This window comes from Roseinatronobacter bogoriensis DSM 18756 (genome assembly GCF_004366635.1).
GTDB lineage: Bacteria > Pseudomonadota > Alphaproteobacteria > Rhodobacterales > Rhodobacteraceae > Roseinatronobacter > Roseinatronobacter bogoriensis.
The window spans coordinates 1-17,986 of sequence record NZ_SORN01000001.1 but is presented as its reverse complement, the minus strand read 5'-3'; the positions used below and the strand labels follow the sequence as shown (position 1 = coordinate 17,986).

Annotated in this window: 17 protein-coding genes and 2 pseudogenes; 7 read left to right on the top strand and 12 right to left on the bottom strand. The window is 56.9% G+C overall.

All coding sequences use genetic code 11. The features are described from left to right. Window positions 1-138: 138 nt before the first annotated feature. The 4 genes from EV660_RS00090 to EV660_RS00075 form a co-directional block, all read right to left on the bottom strand. Window positions 139-735: a hypothetical protein gene (locus EV660_RS00090; RefSeq protein WP_071482369.1), complete on the bottom strand. Its 597-nt coding sequence runs from the start codon at window positions 733-735 to the stop codon at window positions 139-141. Further along, entirely contained in the window at window positions 735-1,979 is a 1,245-nt protein-coding gene (locus tag EV660_RS00085) for a glycosyltransferase family 4 protein (protein WP_071482368.1), read from the bottom strand. The genes EV660_RS00090 and EV660_RS00085 overlap by 1 nt, the downstream gene beginning before the upstream one ends. Further along, window positions 1,976-3,727, bottom strand: coding sequence for a glycosyltransferase family 2 protein (locus EV660_RS00080; RefSeq protein WP_134014049.1), 1,752 nt, complete (start codon window positions 3,725-3,727; stop codon window positions 1,976-1,978). Before EV660_RS00080 ends, EV660_RS00085 begins: the two co-directional genes overlap by 4 nt. 270 nt (window positions 3,728-3,997) lie before the next feature. Beyond that, window positions 3,998-4,960 (bottom strand): hypothetical protein, encoded by a 963-nt coding sequence (locus EV660_RS00075; RefSeq protein ID WP_134014048.1) that lies wholly within the window; start codon window positions 4,958-4,960, stop codon window positions 3,998-4,000. Between the two features lie 180 nt (window positions 4,961-5,140). On the opposite strand from EV660_RS00075, the gene EV660_RS00070 reads away from it, so the two are divergent. The 4 genes from EV660_RS00070 (at window position 5,141) to EV660_RS00055 (ending at window position 7,665) form a co-directional block, all read left to right on the top strand. Next, complete coding sequence (locus EV660_RS00070) at window positions 5,141-5,944, top strand: ABC transporter permease (protein WP_071482365.1); 804 nt, start codon at window positions 5,141-5,143, stop codon at window positions 5,942-5,944. An 86-nt stretch (window positions 5,945-6,030) separates the two neighbouring features. Further along, window positions 6,031-7,125 (top strand): DUF2793 domain-containing protein, encoded by a 1,095-nt coding sequence (locus EV660_RS00065; RefSeq protein WP_071482364.1) that lies wholly within the window; start codon window positions 6,031-6,033, stop codon window positions 7,123-7,125. 10 nt (window positions 7,126-7,135) lie between these two features. After that, complete coding sequence (locus EV660_RS00060) at window positions 7,136-7,453, top strand: hypothetical protein (protein ID WP_100319219.1); 318 nt, start codon at window positions 7,136-7,138, stop codon at window positions 7,451-7,453. Beyond that, entirely contained in the window at window positions 7,450-7,665 is a 216-nt protein-coding gene (locus tag EV660_RS00055) for a hypothetical protein (RefSeq protein WP_071482362.1), read from the top strand. The genes EV660_RS00060 and EV660_RS00055 overlap by 4 nt, the downstream gene beginning before the upstream one ends. A gap of 262 nt (window positions 7,666-7,927) precedes the next feature. On the opposite strand, the gene EV660_RS00050 is transcribed toward EV660_RS00055, so the two are convergent. Continuing rightward, window positions 7,928-10,318 carry a glycosyltransferase family 2 protein gene (locus tag EV660_RS00050; protein WP_157798964.1) on the bottom strand — a complete coding sequence of 797 codons (2,391 nt, stop codon included), beginning with the start codon at window positions 10,316-10,318 and terminating at the stop codon, window positions 7,928-7,930. Window positions 10,319-10,876: 558 nt separating this feature from the next. Here EV660_RS00050 and galU point away from each other — a divergent pair. Together galU and galE are read left to right on the top strand one after the other, a co-directional pair. Then, window positions 10,877-11,758 carry a UTP--glucose-1-phosphate uridylyltransferase GalU gene (galU, locus tag EV660_RS00045; protein WP_232727323.1) on the top strand — a complete coding sequence of 294 codons (882 nt, stop codon included), beginning with the start codon at window positions 10,877-10,879 and terminating at the stop codon, window positions 11,756-11,758. Beyond that, window positions 11,755-12,747, top strand: coding sequence for a UDP-glucose 4-epimerase GalE (gene galE / locus EV660_RS00040; RefSeq protein ID WP_071482359.1), 993 nt, complete (start codon window positions 11,755-11,757; stop codon window positions 12,745-12,747). The genes galU and galE overlap by 4 nt, the downstream gene beginning before the upstream one ends. Before the next feature lie 201 nt (window positions 12,748-12,948). Here galE and tnpB read toward each other — a convergent pair whose 3' ends face one another. The 3 genes from tnpB to EV660_RS00025 form a co-directional block, all read right to left on the bottom strand. Further along, window positions 12,949-13,227: an IS66 family insertion sequence element accessory protein TnpB gene (gene tnpB / locus EV660_RS00035; protein ID WP_134014046.1), complete on the bottom strand. Its 279-nt coding sequence runs from the start codon at window positions 13,225-13,227 to the stop codon at window positions 12,949-12,951. Window positions 13,228-13,362: 135 nt separating this feature from the next. Continuing rightward, window positions 13,363-13,614: a hypothetical protein gene (locus tag EV660_RS18900; protein ID WP_071482357.1), complete on the bottom strand. Its 252-nt coding sequence runs from the start codon at window positions 13,612-13,614 to the stop codon at window positions 13,363-13,365. 393 nt (window positions 13,615-14,007) lie between these two features. After that, entirely contained in the window at window positions 14,008-14,766 is a 759-nt protein-coding gene (locus tag EV660_RS00025; RefSeq protein WP_157798966.1) for a DUF2726 domain-containing protein, read from the bottom strand. Here EV660_RS00025 and EV660_RS00020 point away from each other — a divergent pair. Next, window positions 14,747-15,832 (top strand): annotated as a pseudogene (locus EV660_RS00020) (IS3 family transposase); the annotation flags it as partial. The gene EV660_RS00025 and the pseudogene EV660_RS00020 overlap by 20 nt on opposite strands. Before the next feature lie 297 nt (window positions 15,833-16,129). Here EV660_RS00020 and EV660_RS00015 read toward each other — a convergent pair. The 4 genes and pseudogenes from EV660_RS00015 to EV660_RS19000 all read right to left on the bottom strand — a co-directional run. Continuing rightward, window positions 16,130-16,567: a hypothetical protein gene (locus EV660_RS00015; RefSeq protein ID WP_071482355.1), complete on the bottom strand. Its 438-nt coding sequence runs from the start codon at window positions 16,565-16,567 to the stop codon at window positions 16,130-16,132. A 19-nt stretch (window positions 16,568-16,586) separates the two neighbouring features. Beyond that, window positions 16,587-17,048 (bottom strand): hypothetical protein, encoded by a 462-nt coding sequence (locus tag EV660_RS00010; RefSeq protein ID WP_071482354.1) that lies wholly within the window; start codon window positions 17,046-17,048, stop codon window positions 16,587-16,589. 13 nt (window positions 17,049-17,061) lie between these two features. After that, window positions 17,062-17,763, bottom strand: coding sequence for a hypothetical protein (locus EV660_RS00005; RefSeq protein WP_071482353.1), 702 nt, complete (start codon window positions 17,761-17,763; stop codon window positions 17,062-17,064). Window positions 17,764-17,778: 15 nt separating this feature from the next. Further along, window positions 17,779-17,895, bottom strand: a pseudogene (locus EV660_RS19000) (C-terminal helicase domain-containing protein); the annotation flags it as partial. Window positions 17,896-17,986: the final 91 nt, after the last annotated feature.

Sequence of the window (17,986 nt, the reverse complement as noted above, 5' to 3'; positions counted from 1 at the left end):
CTATTCTCATATCGCCTCCATTGCGTCATTGCAGATAGCAATTTTAATTTAAAAACATATAGAGTCAATGCAACATAGTCATATACAGAGAATACATATATTTTCTTTATCCAGAAACCATCAAAATATTAGCGCCTTTCAAAGTTGCTTTACGGTATATTTAAGATGATCTGTTTCAGTGACAAACGCCGAGAATACTCTATGGTAGCCATCGAGATCATTCGCTGGTAACTTCCCGCCCTCATTATCAGCTATCTGCATATCTCCATTTGAGAAATCTGTAAAAACAACGACTGGAAAAGTGTCATCATACTCCCCCATCATCATGCTTTCAAAAGATGCGAACCTCTTGCTTATTACTTTAGGCATTAGCTCTGCTTCAAATATCTCTTTCAGGCCTGGATCAAAGTTTGTTTCCTCAAAAACATCTTTGAGATAAACATAAAAAGGATTTTCATCAGGCTTTACTGTCTCAGTAAATCTAATAAATGCACCATGTAGAAATTGATACCAATAATAAGCGCCTGAGGCTACCTCTTTGTAAGTGTTCCTTGCGTCTTTTGAAAAATCGGGGGACGTCTCTAGCTTTAGCAAGAGATGCTCCAAATCATCAATTTTGCGAACAGGTTTTATCTCTCCGGCTCGAGCTGAAAATCTTTCAAGGAAGGGGAACACAGATTTCTTGACCGACATAAACTTGTCTTCAGCCGTGCTCTCAGAAGCTTGCTCCGCCATCAAACCAACTCCAGATGCGCCCGCGCGCAGTCCGCATAGCTGATCGGTTTCGTGATCCCGGCGCGCAGGCGGTCCCAGTCCTCGGTACAGGATGACAGGCGCAGCAGCGTGTCGCCCCAGGCTTTGGCATTGCCCACCGGCACATGCACCCCATCCACACCATCGGTAATCTTCTCGGCCATTCCGCCGATGTCAGAGCCCACCAGCGGCCGGCCAAGGGTAAAGGCTTCCTGTATCACCATGGGCGAGTTTTCCCACCAGATGGAGGGAATGACAACCCAATCCACCGCCGCCATGCGCCCGGCCATCTGGAACGGCTCATAGGGGCCAATCCATTGCAGACAGCCCTCTTTTTCAAGTGGGCCACGCAATTCCATGATCATGTCGCGGAAGTCGGGGGTCTGATGTTCCAGATTGGCCCCGTGGATTTCCAGCACGATCTTGCGGCGCTCGGATTTCTTCAGGCTGGCCAGTCCCTGCAACAGCAGGCTGACGCCCTTGAACGGGTTGATCTGCCCGAAAAAGGCAAAACGGTTGCGGGTCTCGCCCTCGGCCAGGGGGCGGGGGGGCAGCATCTCGCCACTGGCCTGGCCGTTTTCGATCATCACAATCTGATCGGGTGCAATGCCCCAGTCGATATAGCGCTGACGCAGGAATTCCGAGGGGGTCACGAATTGGTCCACCAGCCCAAAAAAGCTTTGATAGCGATGCTTGCGCAGCCAGAAATCCTCGATACTGTGTTCGGGGAAGCAGCGGCTGCAATCATCGGGGCTTTCGCGGAAACACAGCCGGTTGGTGCCGCGCTTGACCATCTGTCCCTGATTGAAGCAGATTGCGATATATTCATGCAATGTCATGATGATCTTGATCGAGGGGTCGATCTGTTTAATCACATGCAGATATTCCAGCCCCATATGCACATAGTGATGCACATGCACGATGGTTGGACGCAATTCACGGATCAGTTCGGCAAAATGGCGTGTTGTCCCGATAGGGGTCGCCATTTTCATACGCAACCATTCGGAGACCCCCTGTTCCCACATATATTCATTCTTACGGCGGGGGAAAATATTGCCTGTTGGGCCGCGGCCGCGATCATGACGGGCCAGGAAAAAGGTTTCCTCGACATCCGGATGGTCGGCATAAGCTTTGAACAGGTTATAGGCGGCCAGTTCTCCGCCCCCCAGATGAAAATCCGGGTGCCCGTGGCTGGTGACAAGGATGCGGTGTTTGGCAGAATTCATGCGTCAGTATCCTGTTGCAGGTCGGTATCGGCAACATCCGGATCGGAGTGCGGTTCAAGAAATTCTTTCCAGATATTGTAGTGGCGCACTGCATTGCAGATTGTCATGCGCATGCGAAATGCATCGCCGCCGATACCTGTGAAAGACTGGCGCTCCAGATGTGTCAGGGTAGAGGCGGGCTGACACATGACGCGGTAGCCGGCGGCCCGGATCGCAAAGCAGATATGGCTGTCTTCGAAATCACCAAGCAGATAGCCGGTATCCCAGGCTTCAATCTGATCAAAAACCGGGCGAGGGATCAGGATACACGCGCCTGTGACCGCAGGAACTTCGAAGGGCGGTGCAGTCGCCGCGAGCGGGGGCATGCCTGAGCCGGGATGGTTGTTGCTCCAGATATTGAAATAGTCAAGATACTCGAAATCCATTCTGATGTGCTGAATGCCGCCATCAGGAAATAGTAACTGCGCGCCTACAGCGCCCACATTGTCATCTTCGACAGCTTCGAGCATCTTTTCCAACCAGCCGGGACTGATCGGAATGACATCGCTGTTCATGAACAAAAGATGCGCACCATTGGCGTGATCGGCCCCCAGATTATTCGCGCCGCTAAACCCTCGATTGCGCAACCCTGATATCACCTTGAACGGCAGACCATAGAGGCGGAACAGATGATCCGCTTCATTCAGGACAGCGGTACGAATTTCCGGGTCATCTATGACATAGATCACTTCTGCATTGCTCCGCAAAAACGGATCACGGCAGAACTCCAGCATTTGATGCTCCATGAAATCAAAGCGCTTATAAAGCGGGATGATCACGGATACGGCCGGTGTCTCGGGCGGTGCGCCAAATTTCGCAACACGCGGCACGATCGTCGCTAGCTCTTCGCGGTACCTCTTGATAACAGGTTGCAGAATTGGCCAGTCGATGATGTTCGCGCGTCGTTGGAAGTTACGATCCTCGGTCTCAATGGCGAAGAGTTTCTCTGCAACGCCGCGTGGGTCGCTTGGAAGCATCTCGGCGCCTGAACGCTCGGAGAGTGTGACCACGCCCGAGCTGGTCGCCGCTCTGAGCTTGATGGTCGGATTCTTTGAACTTGTCGGAAGATGCGTGATAAATGCGGCTTCCATATCGCTCCAAAGGATTGATTTGAAAGCTTCTGCGATGTCGCGCCGCTCACGACGAAAGCTGACCTCGATCGGATAGATGTTGAGAAGTTCATCCTCCAGCCAAACAGGGGCACCTTCTGGATGCAACGCCCAGCCGAAAACGACGCCATTGCCTTCAGGGCTGACAAAGATGCCCTCCACAAACCCGTGAAACCCGGCAGGGGCTTTTTGCGCTTCCGGCAGCTTTGCCAAAGCCTCGCGCCACTCCACGCTTCCCACCTCGTGTGCCTTCAGGTCAGCGATTTTGCTTTCAAGCAATTCAGGAATCAGCGTGCGCTGCAAATTCGTCAGACCTGTAACTTCACCGAGCGCACCTGATTGATAGGGTTTCGCATTCGGGAGCCCGACACTTACTTCGAGGGCAGCTTTGCTGACTGGAATATCTGCAAGTACGCAAAAGCCCAGTGTGTCACCTGAGGTCAGCTTCAGGGCCTCGGCAACATCGCCGCGCGCATGACGTGAGAGTTTCGCGGGGAGCTTTGTTGTGCCTTGCAGCAGGTCTATGTTGACGATGGCACTGGAAGACCAGCCAAGAACAACCAGCTTTCCATCCGCACGCGCGACGGCGTCAACGAACACCCGATGCTCTGTTCCTGCGGCATCTTTCAAATTGACCGGATTGACCTGAATCGGAGCTTTCTTGCCAATTTCACGAATTGAGTCGCCAGCCGCTTCAGCAGACGCTTCTGATCCGCTCGAAAAAAAGTGTTGGAAGTTTCAAATTTGTTACTCCTAAAGAAAATTTTTTACTCCTAAAGAAAATTTTTTACTCCTAAAGAGGTCTGAAGCCCGAAAACCATATCGGTGTCACCTACTGAACGCAACTGCACAATCAGAGCAACAAGACGCTCAGGCCAGAAATCCCTGATGCCGCGCGATCGCCTCTTCGATATCGTCAAATGCCTCAATCTGCCCGTCATTCAGCACCAGCCCGGCATCACAAAATGCGCGGATATCGCTCATGGAATGGCTGACCATCACGGCGCTGGCCTCGGCCGTGCGCGCGCGAAAAACATCTTTGCTTTTGCATTTGAACCGCGCGTCACCTGTCGCGGTGGCTTCATCAATCAGATAGGTGTCAATCTTGATCCCCATCGACACACCAAAGGCGAGGCGCGCTTTCATGCCCGAAGAATAGGTGCGCACCGGCATGTGAAAATGCGATCCGATCTCGGCGAAGTCTTCCACGAAATCACATAACTCATCCGTATCCACACCGTAAACCCGCGCCAGAAAGCGGGTGTTCTGCGCCCCGGCCATGTCCTTATGGAAGTTGCCCGAATAGGCGACTGTGAAGGAAATGCTGCCATCGCTGATGATTTCATTCGTATCGGGGCGCATGGTGCCGGACACCATATTCAGAAGCGTTGTCTGCGGATATTGCGCGCGCTGCGCGCGGGTGGGCTGGATGAAATTAGCCAGATACAGGTTCTGACGCGAGGCATTCGAGCGGCCCGCGTCCATTGCCGTCAGGGCGGCCTGATAGGTGGCCTCGGCAAAGACCTGATCGACCTGCAGGCGTTCGAATTGCGCGATCAGTCGCAGATAATCCGTGTCATCTTCCGTGTCATCTATGGTCACATCGTGTTTAGTGAAATTCAGCCGCTCGTCGCGGATGCGGTGGCGGATCGCCTCGATGCGCCGGTTGAGTTGACGCATGCGCGGGTCATTGGCATCGGCGGTCTGCGAGAGTAGATCGAATTCGACCAGTGCTTCGGCAAGCTGTTGCTGGAAATTGCTGAACACGCCCATCCGGGCCTGAACATCGGCCTGTGGATCCACGATCTGGGTGCGCGCGCGGAATTCGGCCAAGGCTGCGCGTTTTCTTTCTGGGCTTTTCGGATGCAGGCTCTGCAATGTCAGCCATGGGCTGTCATACCTTTGATGATTGCGCCGCTGGGCTGTGGAAATCACTTTGGAATTCGAATAGCAAGGCTGGTGGGGAAACCCAACACGGTACTTATCATATCTGTAGCAGCAGAAAGGGGTTTCATGTCACAGAGTGTGTCCGACACGCGCGGGCTACCATCCGCCACACGGTCCAGCCTGCGCGCAGTGGCCGCTCTGGTGTTGCGCGAAATGTCAACGCGCTACGGGCGCACACCGGGGGGCTATCTCTGGGCGATCCTGGAGCCGCTGGGCATGATCATAATCCTGAGCTTTGCGTGGTCACTCTTGGCCAGAACGCCTTCTATGGGGACCAGCTTTCTGCTGTTCAAGGCGACCGGATTCATGGTTCTGCAGACTTTCACAGTGCTCGGTGGACAGGTCGGACATGCGCTGACCTTCTCCAAGCCCTTGCTGCGCTATCCGCGCGTGGCCTGGATCGATGCGGTGATGGCGCGCTTCCTGCTCAATGCACTGGTGGTCTATGTCGTGACCTTCCTGATCCTGAGCGGTATCATTCTGTATGAAGATATCGACACGCTGCTGCGTTGGGGGCCAATCTTTCTGGCCATGGGGCTGGCGGCCATGCTCGGGTTAGGGGTGGGGTGCCTGAATGCGTATCTGTTCATGCGCTTTCCGGTCTGGCAACAGATATGGAGCATTCTGACACGCCCGCTGTTTCTGATTTCAGGGGTGATTATTCTTTATGAAGACATACCGCCATTTGCGCAGGCAATACTGTGGTATAATCCGCTTCTGCATCTGACCGGGTTGATGCGTGACGGCTTCTACCCGATGTATCGGCCCGATTATATCTCGCTGGTATTTGTGCTGACCTGTGCCTTGACCCCCATGGTGCTTGGCCTGTTGCTGCTGCGGCGCCACCGCCGCACGCTTCTGTATCGTTGAGCGCATAGCAAAGTACGCTGCCCTCAGAAAAGGTAAAGGCTTTCGCAGTAAGTTCTGCGGAGACTTCACCCGATCGGAGGCGCTTCATGTCCCAGAGCACAGCACGCCATGCTTTGCCTTTCATCCAGCCCGCGCAGGCGCAAAAGCATGTCACGCATAATGAGGCGCTGGAGCAACTTGACCTGCTTGTGCAGCTGACCGTCGAGGCGTTTGACGCCAGCACCCCGCCCGGCGCGGCGGAGGACGGACAGATCTGGGCGCTGGGGCCTGCGCCCGAGGGCGTATGGAACGGGCAGGGCGGGCGGCTTGCCGCATGGGTCAACGGGGCCTGGATTTTTGTCACCCCGCATATGGGCTGGCGCGCAAGCCTTGGCACAGACCTGCGGGTCTGGTCAGGCAGCGACTGGCGCGCACCTGATCTGCCGGATCTGCAGAATATCGACGGTCTGGGCATTCAGACCAACTTTGACGCGACCAACCGGCTGGCGGTTGCATCAGAGGCCACATTGCTGACCCATGACGGCGCGGGCCACCAACTCAAGATCAACAAGAATGAGGCCACGGATACGGCCAGCCTGTTGTTTCAGACCGGCTGGTCAGGGCGCGCAGAAATGGGAACGGCTGGCAATGATGGTTTTGCGATCAAGGTCAGTGCCAATGGCAGCGCCTGGCATTACGCGCTGCTGGCCAACAGCACCACGGGGGCGCTCTCTGCACCAAATGGGCTGACTGTAACTGGCAATATTTCGGGCAGTGCCGTCACACAATCGGCCACCGACACCACCCCGGGGCGGTTGCTGACAACGCAAGCCGGGGCCGCGCAGGCTTATCGGCGCGGTAATATTCTCGGCACCGTCTCGCAATCCGGCGGCGCCCCGACAGGGGCCGTTATCCAGCGCGGCAGCAATTCAAATGGCGAGTTTGTCCGGTTCGCGGATGGGACGCAGATTTGCACGCATGGCCTCAATTCTAACTCCTCGGGAGAGGTGACATGGACATATCCAGCAGGCTTTGTCAGTTCTCCGCGCGTGGTTGGTACTCCAAACAGTTCTAATCCGATTTTATTTGCGCCGCGCTTCACCGCTCGGACGCATACGTCTGTTGATATGTCAGTATTCCGCTCAAATGACACAAGAACCGCTGTTTTTGTCGAAACACAAGCCATTGGCCGTTGGTTCTGAGGAGATAATCATGCATCTGATACTCGTCCCACAACAGGGCCTGCCCGGACAGGCTGAAATGTCACTCCATGTCGCAGGCGGTGTCATCACTATTGATAATATCGCCTATGACTTGGGCCTTGTGCCCGAGGGGGGCGAAGGATGGCCCGAGGGTGACAGCCCCTTCATCGGCCCGATCACGCGCAGCGGCGGCGCGTTGACTGTAACGATCATCGCGCGGTTGGGCGATGATGCAGCGTCTGTTCAGGACGGCCCCTGGGTGATCGAGGATGCAGCAGGCGATGTCATAATTCCAGCGAAGCGCAATCCGAACGAGGCCGAAGAATGAAACTACGCATCAAGACCCCTGAAGACATCACTGCCGAAGCACAAGCCGAGGCCCGCGCGGCACAGCGTGCCGAGGCCCGCACCTATCTGAGTGAAACAGACTGGCTGGTTGTCCGTCAGGCGGAAACCGGCACCCCCATCCCCGGTGTTATCCGTCAAAACCGTGCCGAGGCGCGCATTTTGCTAAACGCATCAAATGATGATCTTTCCTGAAAATGTCACTTGGCCTTCGCAAAAAAGTCACACAGTGCTGACAAGATGCCAAAGACTTGGAGCTAGGTAAGGACCTGTCGTGATGGTGATTGTCGGCCTGATTGTTCTTTCTGCCAGTCTTTTTCTGGCAATTGTTGCATATGCTTCCTGCATGCAGATTAGCGCCATGGGGGATCACACTGAATGCCTGCCTGGCTTTGCACCCGTGGACCAGCCCTCGCCATCCCGGTCTGCGTCAGCTGGATCCTGTCCTGACAGTTTTTCAGACGGCTGAACCTGCCTGCGCGGGCGGGTACGCGCGATCCAGTGGCGCGTCCGTTAGCGCGTCCAGCACAAGCTGTGCCAGTTTCTCTGGCGCGCGCTCGCGTGCCTGCCAAGGCAGGACAATGCCATTCGCCGCTGCTCTGACCGCATCGCCCTGCGCGCCCAGATCAAAGGCCAGTGTCGGCAGGCCCGTCGCCAGACATTCATGCACTGTGTAGGAAAATGTCTCAGGCCAGACCGAGGGGATCAGCCAATGCGTGATGCCATAGCGCGCCGCCAGCATGGGGATATCCTCGATCACATAGGCCCCATGCAGCGGCACATGCGGCCCCAGCGGATACCCTGGCGCGATGCGGCCGATCAGGGCCAGACCAAGCTCAGAGCGCCCCGCCACAGCCTGCGACAGCGCCGAGACAACGCCTGCCCCTTTTTGCGGGCCAATCGCCCCCAATACACCAATGACCTTGCGCGGGCCGTCAGGCGGCTGCAGGCGCGGGATGGTCTGCAGTGGCGTATGGGGTCGGATATGGATATTGTCGCGCAGCTTTGGATAGGCCGCTGAGATGATCCGTGCGCTCGCAGGTGAAAAGGCAATCAGCCGCTCGGCCCTGCTGGCCACATCGCCCCAGAGCGCGCGCCAATCCGCCAGGGTCAGATCCTGCCCGGTGACGCTGCGATAGTGATGGGCTGGATCCGAGCGTGTCGGTTCCGGCACACCACGATACAGCCCGTCAGCATCCAGTAAGGTATAGGACGGGCTGAGCGGCAGGTAATCATGAAACAGCACGTCCAGCGGCGCGGTCTGCGCCAGCTGCGCCAGAAACCCTGTCAGCGTGATCAGATCCGGATCGCCCACAGCACAGGAATAGATGATCCGCCGTTTCGAGACTGGCTCCAGCAGCCGCGCGACCAGGGCCAGATCCTCGGTTGTGGCAATCATGCGCCCGGCTGGACTGGCGAATTCGATCCGGCAGCGTGTGGACCCGCCAAAGCGCAGCACCAGCGAGACCGGGGCAACCCGCACCTGGGCTTGCAGGTAGTGTTCCGCCCCGCCGCCCATGGAGTGCGCGATATAGACCGGGATTTCCGTGACATCCGGCAGGCTGTCGGCCCAGGCCAGCGCGGCCATCAGGCGCGGGGTGAGCAAAGGGTCCGCGCGGATGAAATCCTGCACCATGCGGTCATAGCCCGGGTAGCGCGTGGCGATGATCGCATTATGCGCTTGCACCAGTGCCAGTTTCTCATCGCCGAAACTGGCCCCGCCACGGTGTTCGACAAACAGGTTCGGCACGGCCACATGCTGCCCACCGCGCGCGCTGGCGCGGCGGCACCAATCGACCTCTTCGCCATAGCCACGCCCGAAAATCGTATCAAACCCGCCCAGATCCTTCAGCCAGTGGCGCCCCAGCGCCATGCAGAACCCGACCCCTGTCGGGGCGGTGACGCGCGGCGCATCGGGTGCGATGCGCGCATCAAGAGCCGCGTCAATCTGATCGCCCTGACCAGCAGCCAGAGCCGTGGGCGCACACAAGACAGGCGCGCCAAAAATCTCGGCGTCATTGGACATGGGGGTCGCGCTGGCAACCATAGGGTCGGCCAGCGGCGCCAGCAGTCTACGACACCAGCCCGCAGGCACCAAGGCATCGCTATTAAGCAGGATAATCGGCCCTTCGCCATTCGCCAACGCATGGTCAAAGCCGCGATTGACCGACCCGATAAATCCAAGATTACTATCGTTTTCCAGCAAGGTGATACGCAGATCGCCGTGGTCGCAGCTTGCCCAGCTGCGCAGGAAAGGGCGCACCCTTGGATCGGGCGAAGCATCCTCAATCACGATCACATCGCAAGGCAGATCTGTATGCGCGCCCAATCGGTGCAGGGTTTCCGGCAATAAATCGAAGGCATTGTAAACTGGCAGAATCACGCAGGCGCGCTTTGGCGGCCGCGGACCAGAGGTGTCTGTGATCGCCGGAGTCGCCCCATCCGAGGCCAAGAAGTTAGAATCCAGCACACCTTCAACCGGGCTTACCCCCAACCCAAGGGCAGATTTGATCTGGCGCGGCAAATCAGGATCCTTGCGAAGCATACCGAAAAAGATCATGGGCATCAGCGGCAGGATATCGCGCATGAACTGGCGGTTCAGACGGCGGTCTGCACAGATCAGGGACCGTGATGCCTGCAGATCATGCGACATGCTTACGGTTTCTGCACCATGCAACAGCTCGATCAGCAAGGGCGCATCGACAAACGGCAGGCTTGCTTTGAACCCTACATATTTGTCACAGCCCAAAGCCTGAGCGACATCTTCGCGTTCTTCCTGCGGTCTGCGCTGGACATACATGTCACCCAGTCTGAAGGTGATCTGCTCAGCCAGGACCCAACCGCGCAAGTATAGGCGGCCTTCTCGAAGCTGGGCGATTTCAAGAAATCCGACCGTTGTCCCCTGCGCGTCCTTGATCGGACAGGTCGCCAAAGCTACTTGCAAATGGGCGTCTCGATAATAGGCACGGAGCCACTTATAACGCGCAATGTGATAAGTTAAGGACATAAGAACAGGGATTCGCAACTACATTATTCTGCATCCTGACTAGAGGCGCAGTGAACGTTTGACCAGAGTAAGCACTAAACTCTGTGCAAGCTTCTGCCAGATGGTGACATAATGCGCCATAGTGAGACACGTTCTTGTTATCTGGGTTCGCTCATGTTGCGCAGCAATTCGGCGGGCCCGGGGACAAAAGGCGTCATATTCGCAAACGCTGACCGATCAGCCTGTATCTGGCTGGTCAGCGCGCAGACCAAAGTATGAAATGTCCTGTGCTGCACGGCAGATATGCAGGTCGGAGAGACTGCAGGAAAAGCTGGTCCACGCTTGCCTTGATGGCGCGACCCTGAAGCTGTATGTCGCATATATCCAAGTTGTTGATGAAAGCTCGTTATTATGCCCATTGTGACAAAAGCTGTTTTTCCCGTGGCCGGATTTGGAACGCGCTTCCTACCCGCAACCAAGGCCATGCCGAAAGAGCTTTTGCCAATCATCGACAAACCCATCGTGCAATTCGCAGTCGAAGAGGCCATCGCCGCAGGTATCATCGAGCTGATCTTTGTCACGGGCCGCAACAAACGCGCTGTTGGTGATCATTTTGACACCAACCTGGAACTGGAAAGCCAGCTGATGGCCAAGGGCAAGACCGAGCTGCGCGATCTGGTGCGCAATATCGTGCCAGAGGGGGTTTCATGTATGTTCGTAAGGCAGCCAGAGCCACTTGGGCTTGGCCACGCTGTTCTTTGTGCCGCCCCAGCGGTAGGTGACAACCCTTTTGCTGTGCTGTTGGCCGATGATCTGATGCATGGCGTGAATCTGCCCACCAAATCGCTTGTGGATGCTTTCGCAACAGTACAGCACTCCATCCTGTCTGTGTCGGAAGTTCCCCTGCAAGAGGTTCCGAAATACGGCATCCTCAAGCCCGGTGCGCGAGAGGCCAACGGTTTGATCGCGGTTCAGGGACTGGTCGAAAAGCCCGAGATACAGGATGCGCCCTCAAATATGGCATCCTTCGGGCGTTATGTGTTCACCCCCGAAATCTTCGCCCTGCTACGTAAGCTCAAACCCGGGGCGGGCGGCGAAATACAGCTGGCCGATGCGATTGACCAACTGGCGGCACAGGGCAAGGTGGCGGCCATCGTCAACCCATCCAGCCGGTATGATTGTGGCGATAAGTTTGGTTATCTGACCGCCATTGTCGATCTGGCCCTGTCCAATCCCGAATATGCAGAGCGCTTCGCGGCTTTGCTGCGTGACCGTATTGCCAAACTGGAGAAGCCCGCATGAGCACGACCCCGAAACCTGTCGTTCTGGTCACAGGCGGCGCGGGCTATATCGGCTCGCATGCCTGCAAGGCGCTGGCGCGGGCAGGATTTTCCCCTGTCGTGTTCGACAATCTGTCAACGGGTTGGGCAAAGGCCGTGAAATTCGGCCCTCTGGTGCAAGGCGATTTGCTGGACCGCGCAGCACTGGACGCCGCTTTCACCCAGTACCGCCCCGAAGCAGTGATGCATTTCGCCGCTCTCAGCCAGGTTGGCGAGGCCACACGCGATCCGGGCAAATACTGGCGCAACAATCTGGTCGGCTCGCTGAACCTTGTAGAAGCCATGCTGGCGCATGAGTGCCGCAAGATGGTGTTCTCCTCGACCTGCGCCACCTATGGGGACCAGGATGGCGTGACGCTGGATGAAGACAGCGCGCAACGGCCGCTCAATGCCTATGGCGCGTCAAAACTCGCCGTCGAGGGCGTGTTGCGCGATTTCGGGGTCAGCCACGGGCTGAACGCAGTGATCTTCCGCTATTTCAACGTCGCCGGCGCGGACCCGGAGGCGGAAATCGGCGAATGGCACCAGCCCGAAACCCACCTGATCCCGGTGATGCTGGAAGCGCTTGCAGGTGCGCGCGATGCGCTGACGCTGCATGGCGCGGATTACCCGACGCCGGACGGCACCTGCATCCGCGATTATGTGCATGTGACCGATCTGGTCGATGCGCATATACGGGGCCTCGACTGGCTGCGCGCGGGCCGGGGCAGCCGCGTGTTCAATCTGGGCACAGGGCACGGGTTTTCCGTGGCCGAAGTGCTGGCCGCCGCGCGCGCCGTGATGGGGCGCGAGGTGCCGCATGTGATCGGGCCACGGCGTGCGGGCGATGCGGCGGCACTGGTCTCGGGCAGTGCGCGCGCGCATCAGGAACTGGGGTGGGAAGCGCAAAACTCCACGCTGGAGAGAATGATCTCGGATGCGCAGCGCTGGTATCAGACGGGCGGCTATTGAGGGATCTGATTTGCCCCAATGCGTCCTGCATGATAGCCGCCGATTGGCCTCCTGCGTCTTGGCCAGCACTGCCTCCACCTCGGCGAGGCGAGCTTTCAGTATGGCATTTTCGCGCTCAAGATCAGTGGTTTCATGAGGGAAGTGAAACACAGGAGGCCCTGTAGGGCCAGTAAAAACAGGTCTTTCTGAGTATTTTGCCTGTCATTCAGCCACCAGCGGACGCTTCGCCCGTTCTGGCCGCACCAGTCGCCAATCCACACCTTCAAACAGCGCCTCGAACTGCGCGCTGGACATGCGCATGACGCCATCACGCACCTGCGGCCAGACGAACTTGCCGCCTTCCAGCCGCTTGTGAACCAGAACCATCCCGGTCTGATCCCAGATCAAGAGCTTGATCAGATCCGCCCGTTTCGCGCGGAACACAAAGGCCGCCCCACAGAACGGGTCCATCACGAACATTTCCTGCACCGCGAGGGCCAAGCCATCGTTCAGGGGGCTTACGCATTCGGGGCTGAAATGATCCCCCGGATCATTTCTTGTCGCCCCTCATCACTGGGGCGACGGTCCCCCTTCACCCCTTGCGAAAGTTCACCGGCCGGGTCGTCACGAAGACCTTTACCGGCCCGCCATGACCGAACATCTCGATGCCACAGCCCGTGCCGCGCGGATCGCCCGCGTCAACTGACCTTCATCGGCATAAGCACCAGCACGGATCACGATGTCGCCCACAACGATCTCAAGATCGGACCCAGCGACTGTCGACGGTGTCTCAGCCGAACTGTCATCGACCACCAGCTCCGCGAAGATCGGCAGGGATGCCACGCTCTCGGCCACCACGAGATTGCCTTTGCGCAAAGCTTGCGCCAATCGTAAATCTGCCAGCGCGTCGTGCCGTGCTTGCGTGCAGTATCGGCAACCGTCACCCCCGGCATCATGCTCTCCGCCGCGATCCGCGCCCGTTCCGCCTTAGTGCGCAGCCGCCGACCACTCGGCCCCTCGATCACTTCCAGCCGAGAAACTCCAACACCTCTTGAGCCGTCCAAATGGACGCCCATTTCGCCGTATACTTCCAAAACCCAAACCCTCCGTCACGCGCATGCGCGCCGAATGGCCGGATCAGGCCAAGCACGGCAGGAGGGGAGCGGCGTTGCGCTTACAGTCATCAAGCAGCCCGATATCCCGCGCGAAAGACGCGCCAGGCATAGCGAGGGAAGGTGCGGGCGGCTAATGTAAACCCGTCGCAAATAGCGCGTCTTCGCTTTAAGGCGCAGCAGGCTTTCGACCTGAATTTTGATGCGATGTTGGCTCCAAAGACTGCAATGTAGTATCAAGGTAGCGGATCACCTGCGCCTCGACTTCTTCAGGGCGCATATTTGGCACCACTTCGACTAGCGGTATGCCCGCGCGGCGAAGTGCCTCTTTTTTGACTGCATCGCGCATGAATGCCGTTTTCCCGATGTAGTGGCCACTGCCCTGCACTTCGACAGCGAGGACGGCCTCGCCGTTTTCGTCAATGATCAGGAAATCGACACGTTTTGAATTGATTGAGACAAACGCTTCCTCGCGTCGTGCAGCATCTGCCTCAGGATCGGGCGCAACAAACTCTCCAAGGCACACCTGCGCCATAACACGCCCGCCAAAATTGGTTCTTGCCACTGTTCGCTCAAGGAGTTCAAAGACGCGATTTTCGCCCTTGTTCATCAACTGCGTTTTCACAAAGCCTACCTGAGCAACAGAGTCCAGTTGCAGCTTCGGGTCCCGCATATTGCGTCGGCTCGGTTCGCGCCGCCGACGACGCTTTCTACGCAAAAGCACGTCAATGACTGTGACCAGAACTAAGGGGATCACCAAGGCCGCAATCAGCCACGGTTGGATCAACCCTACGAGATTCGTAAAAAAACAGCTCAGAAATATTGTCCATAATGCCCCGGTAATCCCCCCGAAATTTAGGGGCTGCAAAAGTAGAATTTTCTCGGCAAGATGATCGAGGAGATTTCGAATGAAGACAAGCAGATACACTGAAGCGCAAATCATCGCGATCCTGCGGCAGGCCGAAGGCGGTGTGCCGATGGCGCAGTTGTGCCGCTAGCATGGGATGAGCGAGGCGTCTTTTTACAAATGGCGGGCCAAACGAGCCATTGAGGCGCCATTGGTTCGAATTCAATGGCGAGTGCGGCATGGATGCGTCCATGGTCAGCCAGATAAAGGCGATGGAAGACGAGAACCGGCGGTTAAAGCGAATGTATGCGGATCTGTGCATGCAGAATGATCTGTTAAAGGAAGCCTTTGGAAAAAAGTGACAGGGCCATCTCAGCGCCGCGAGATGGCCGAAACGGCGGTAGAACGACGGGGTGTCAGCATCGCACTGGCCTGCCGCGCCTTCGGGGTCAGCGAGACCTGTTATCGTTACAACTCGAAGCTCAAGGACGAGAACGAGGTGATCGCCGACCTGCTGACAGGGCTGACGGATGCGCGCAAGACCTTGGGTTTTGGCCTGTGTTTCTTGCATTTGCGTAACGTGAAGGGGCGCCCTTGGAACCATAAGCGGGTCCACCGGATCTATTGCGAGCTGGAACTGAACCTGCGGATCAAGCCTCGCAAAAGGCTGAAACGGGAGAAGCCCAACGTTTTGGCGGTCCCCGACAAGCCGAACATGACCTGGTCGATGGATTTCATGGCCGACAGGCTTGGTGACGGTCGTGCGTTCCGCTTGCTGAACGTCCTGGATGACTTCAACCGCGAAGGGCTGGGGATCGAGGTCGATTTCTCGCTGCCCGCCGAACGGGTGACACGCAGCCTCGACAGGATCATCGAATGGCGCGGCAAGCCAGGCACGATCAGAGTCGATAACGGGCCCGAATACATCAGCGAAACGCTAAGAAAATGGTCTAAGAAACATGGGGTTACCATCCAACACATCCAGCCAGGACAGCCCCAGCAGAACGCATATGTCGATCGCTACAATCGCACAGTCCGGCACGAATGGCTGGACCAATACATCATCAAAAGCATCGAGGAGGCACAGAATCAGGCCACACAATGGCTATGGACTTACAACAACGACCGCCCCAACATGGGCATTGGTCCAAGGGTAAGTGCGCTGAACCTTTTATTGCTAGAGAAATATTTCTTGCGCGTTGCGCTTTCGCCACACCCTCGACCTTGCGCCTGTTGCTTCCACAGTGCTTCCACGGATTTCTGCACAGCAAAAAGCGCCCCGAGGGGCGCTGCGTAACGTGTTGTTATTGTTGATGGATTTGGTTGCGGGGACGCGCTACCGTCGTGACTTGCCTGCTCCCTCTTGTTTCGTATGAGGTGGGCTCTTGGCCTCAGGGTAAGCTCTCTATCCTCCCAGACGAGACGCGCATTCAAAACCACTATATCAATATTTACCCACGCCCTCAACGACGGTGACCCCAAGGCTGTTTCGCAACGGAAACAGATCCGCAGGCAGCGTGCCCCCCAGTACCAGCAGAAGCACAACCGGCCTCGAATCTCCCACAAAATCTGAATGCGCCTGAAGTACAGCTCGATACTTCACACATTGGAACAAACCACGTGTGATATCATGGATTGGGGCCGACGCTGGCTTGACCTCGACCGCAACAATGCAGTCCATCCGCTCGAAAATGACATCGATCCTGTCACCCGACGGAGTAACCACCTCAGACTCCCCTTCGCCACTTCCGATCGGTAAACCCACACACTGCGGGTTTAAACGCACGAATTCTTTGAGCGATTTGTGCTCCGGCCCCTCGCCGCCGCCAAAAGACCTAGCCGCCTCGATAATATCTTCGATTTTCGACGCGGCTGGCTTCAACCCGAGCTCGGAAAGGACGTCATCCCAGCACTTTCATGACCGGCAGATCGCCGGTGGCCTTGCCGTCCGAGAAGTGGATAAACGCCAATTCCCGGGCACCCGACTTCCCGAAGCTGGCGGCGAAGATCAGGTCATGTAGGTGCCATGCCTGCCTATCAGGCGTTTGGGCCTGACCCCGCCGATTCAGGATCAACGCCTTGAGGATACGTCGAAGGACAGTCACAGGCAGCGCCTTGTCCTCAAGCGATATGAAAAACACGCCCCAAGGCTGGCTGGTCACCAGTGGGCGGAGTTGATGGATTTCCCGGATTTTTGCGACTTCGTCTTTTTTCAGACCCAGCTCGCTGGCCTCATATTCAAAGACGACATCTTCGAAGTCGTAATCGCCATGGATAGGCCATTCCAGCTTGTCACGCAGAAGCTCGACCAACTGGTCAAAATTCGAAACCCTGTCGAGATCGGCGGCGCATACATTTCCCATCAAACAATCACCTTCAATTCAATTCCATCCATGCCTTCAGGATCGGCTTCACGCCAACAGGAGCCTGGACCTTTCGTAAGTATGTCTTCGCGATGTGCTTCTCGACTGACTTTCGTACCGCCGAGAGCTTCTCCTGATCGATCTGAACGCGCCGGGGCGTTTTGGGATCGCAGCGCACAAACTCAATAATCCGGGCGGCATCCTCCAAGATCGCATCACTCTCAAGATTTACCATATACCACTTCACGTCGCCGGCCTCGGCAGACCAGACGTCTTGGCCGTCGCGAACGGAGGCCTCGCGATCATGGGCCGGCCGAGAATAGCAGAAAAAGACAGCGCGTGCGCCGTGCTTGGTGTGCTGTTTACCGGAAAACACAGAGTCTGGCAGGCTGGACAGATGCGCCTCTAGTTCAGGGTCGGCTGCGAGCAGGTCCTGCCATTCCAGATGCATCTGCTCATCAGGGCTAGCGGTGCCTTCATACTGCTCCGTGAAATTTCGCAGGTCCTCATAGTCGTCGTCCTCACGCAGCAGCTTCTTGCCCTCGATGCCGAGCGTCTTTGAGATGCGCAGCGTCTTGTGTGAGACACGGTTATAGAGCCGAAGGAGCTCATCGAGTTCGTCAGGCGGGAGAAAATTCCAGTAGCCAACGGTTCCCCGCAGGTCTTCCTGGTCCGGATGATCAGCGAGTATCTTCTCCTCGATGGCCGGGTTCATGCGGCGATCAACACGCCCAATCCGCTGCATAAGCCGCACCGGGTTCCAGTGCAGGTCATAGTTGATGAGTCGTGTAGCGTCCTGAAGGTTCAGACCCTCCGATAGCACATCGGTCGATATCAGGACCCTGAACCGCCCCGGGTTTACCGGAGGGTGATTTGTTCACATTTCAGGCGACCATATCGAGTGTGTTCAGGTTTGCATAGAACGCCTCCTCTGCTTC

What these genes read in the sequence shown, in the direction of transcription:
- EV660_RS00090 (WP_071482369.1), bottom strand. Translation starts at nt 735, where the DNA reads ATGGCGGAGCAAGCTTCTGAGAGCACGGCTGAAGACAAGTTTATGTCG.
- EV660_RS00085 (WP_071482368.1), bottom strand. Translation starts at nt 1,979, where the DNA reads ATGAATTCTGCCAAACACCGCATCCTTGTCACCAGCCACGGGCACCCG.
- EV660_RS00070 (WP_071482365.1), top strand. Translation starts at nt 5,141, where the DNA reads ATGTCACAGAGTGTGTCCGACACGCGCGGGCTACCATCCGCCACACGG.
- EV660_RS00065 (WP_071482364.1), top strand. Translation starts at nt 6,031, where the DNA reads ATGTCCCAGAGCACAGCACGCCATGCTTTGCCTTTCATCCAGCCCGCG.
- EV660_RS00060 (WP_100319219.1), top strand. Translation starts at nt 7,136, where the DNA reads ATGCATCTGATACTCGTCCCACAACAGGGCCTGCCCGGACAGGCTGAA.
- EV660_RS00055 (WP_071482362.1), top strand. Translation starts at nt 7,450, where the DNA reads ATGAAACTACGCATCAAGACCCCTGAAGACATCACTGCCGAAGCACAA.
- galE (WP_071482359.1), top strand. Translation starts at nt 11,755, where the DNA reads ATGAGCACGACCCCGAAACCTGTCGTTCTGGTCACAGGCGGCGCGGGC.
- EV660_RS00010 (WP_071482354.1), bottom strand. Translation starts at nt 17,048, where the DNA reads ATGGGAAATGTATGCGCCGCCGATCTCGACAGGGTTTCGAATTTTGAC.
- EV660_RS00005 (WP_071482353.1), bottom strand. Translation starts at nt 17,763, where the DNA reads ATGAACCCGGCCATCGAGGAGAAGATACTCGCTGATCATCCGGACCAG.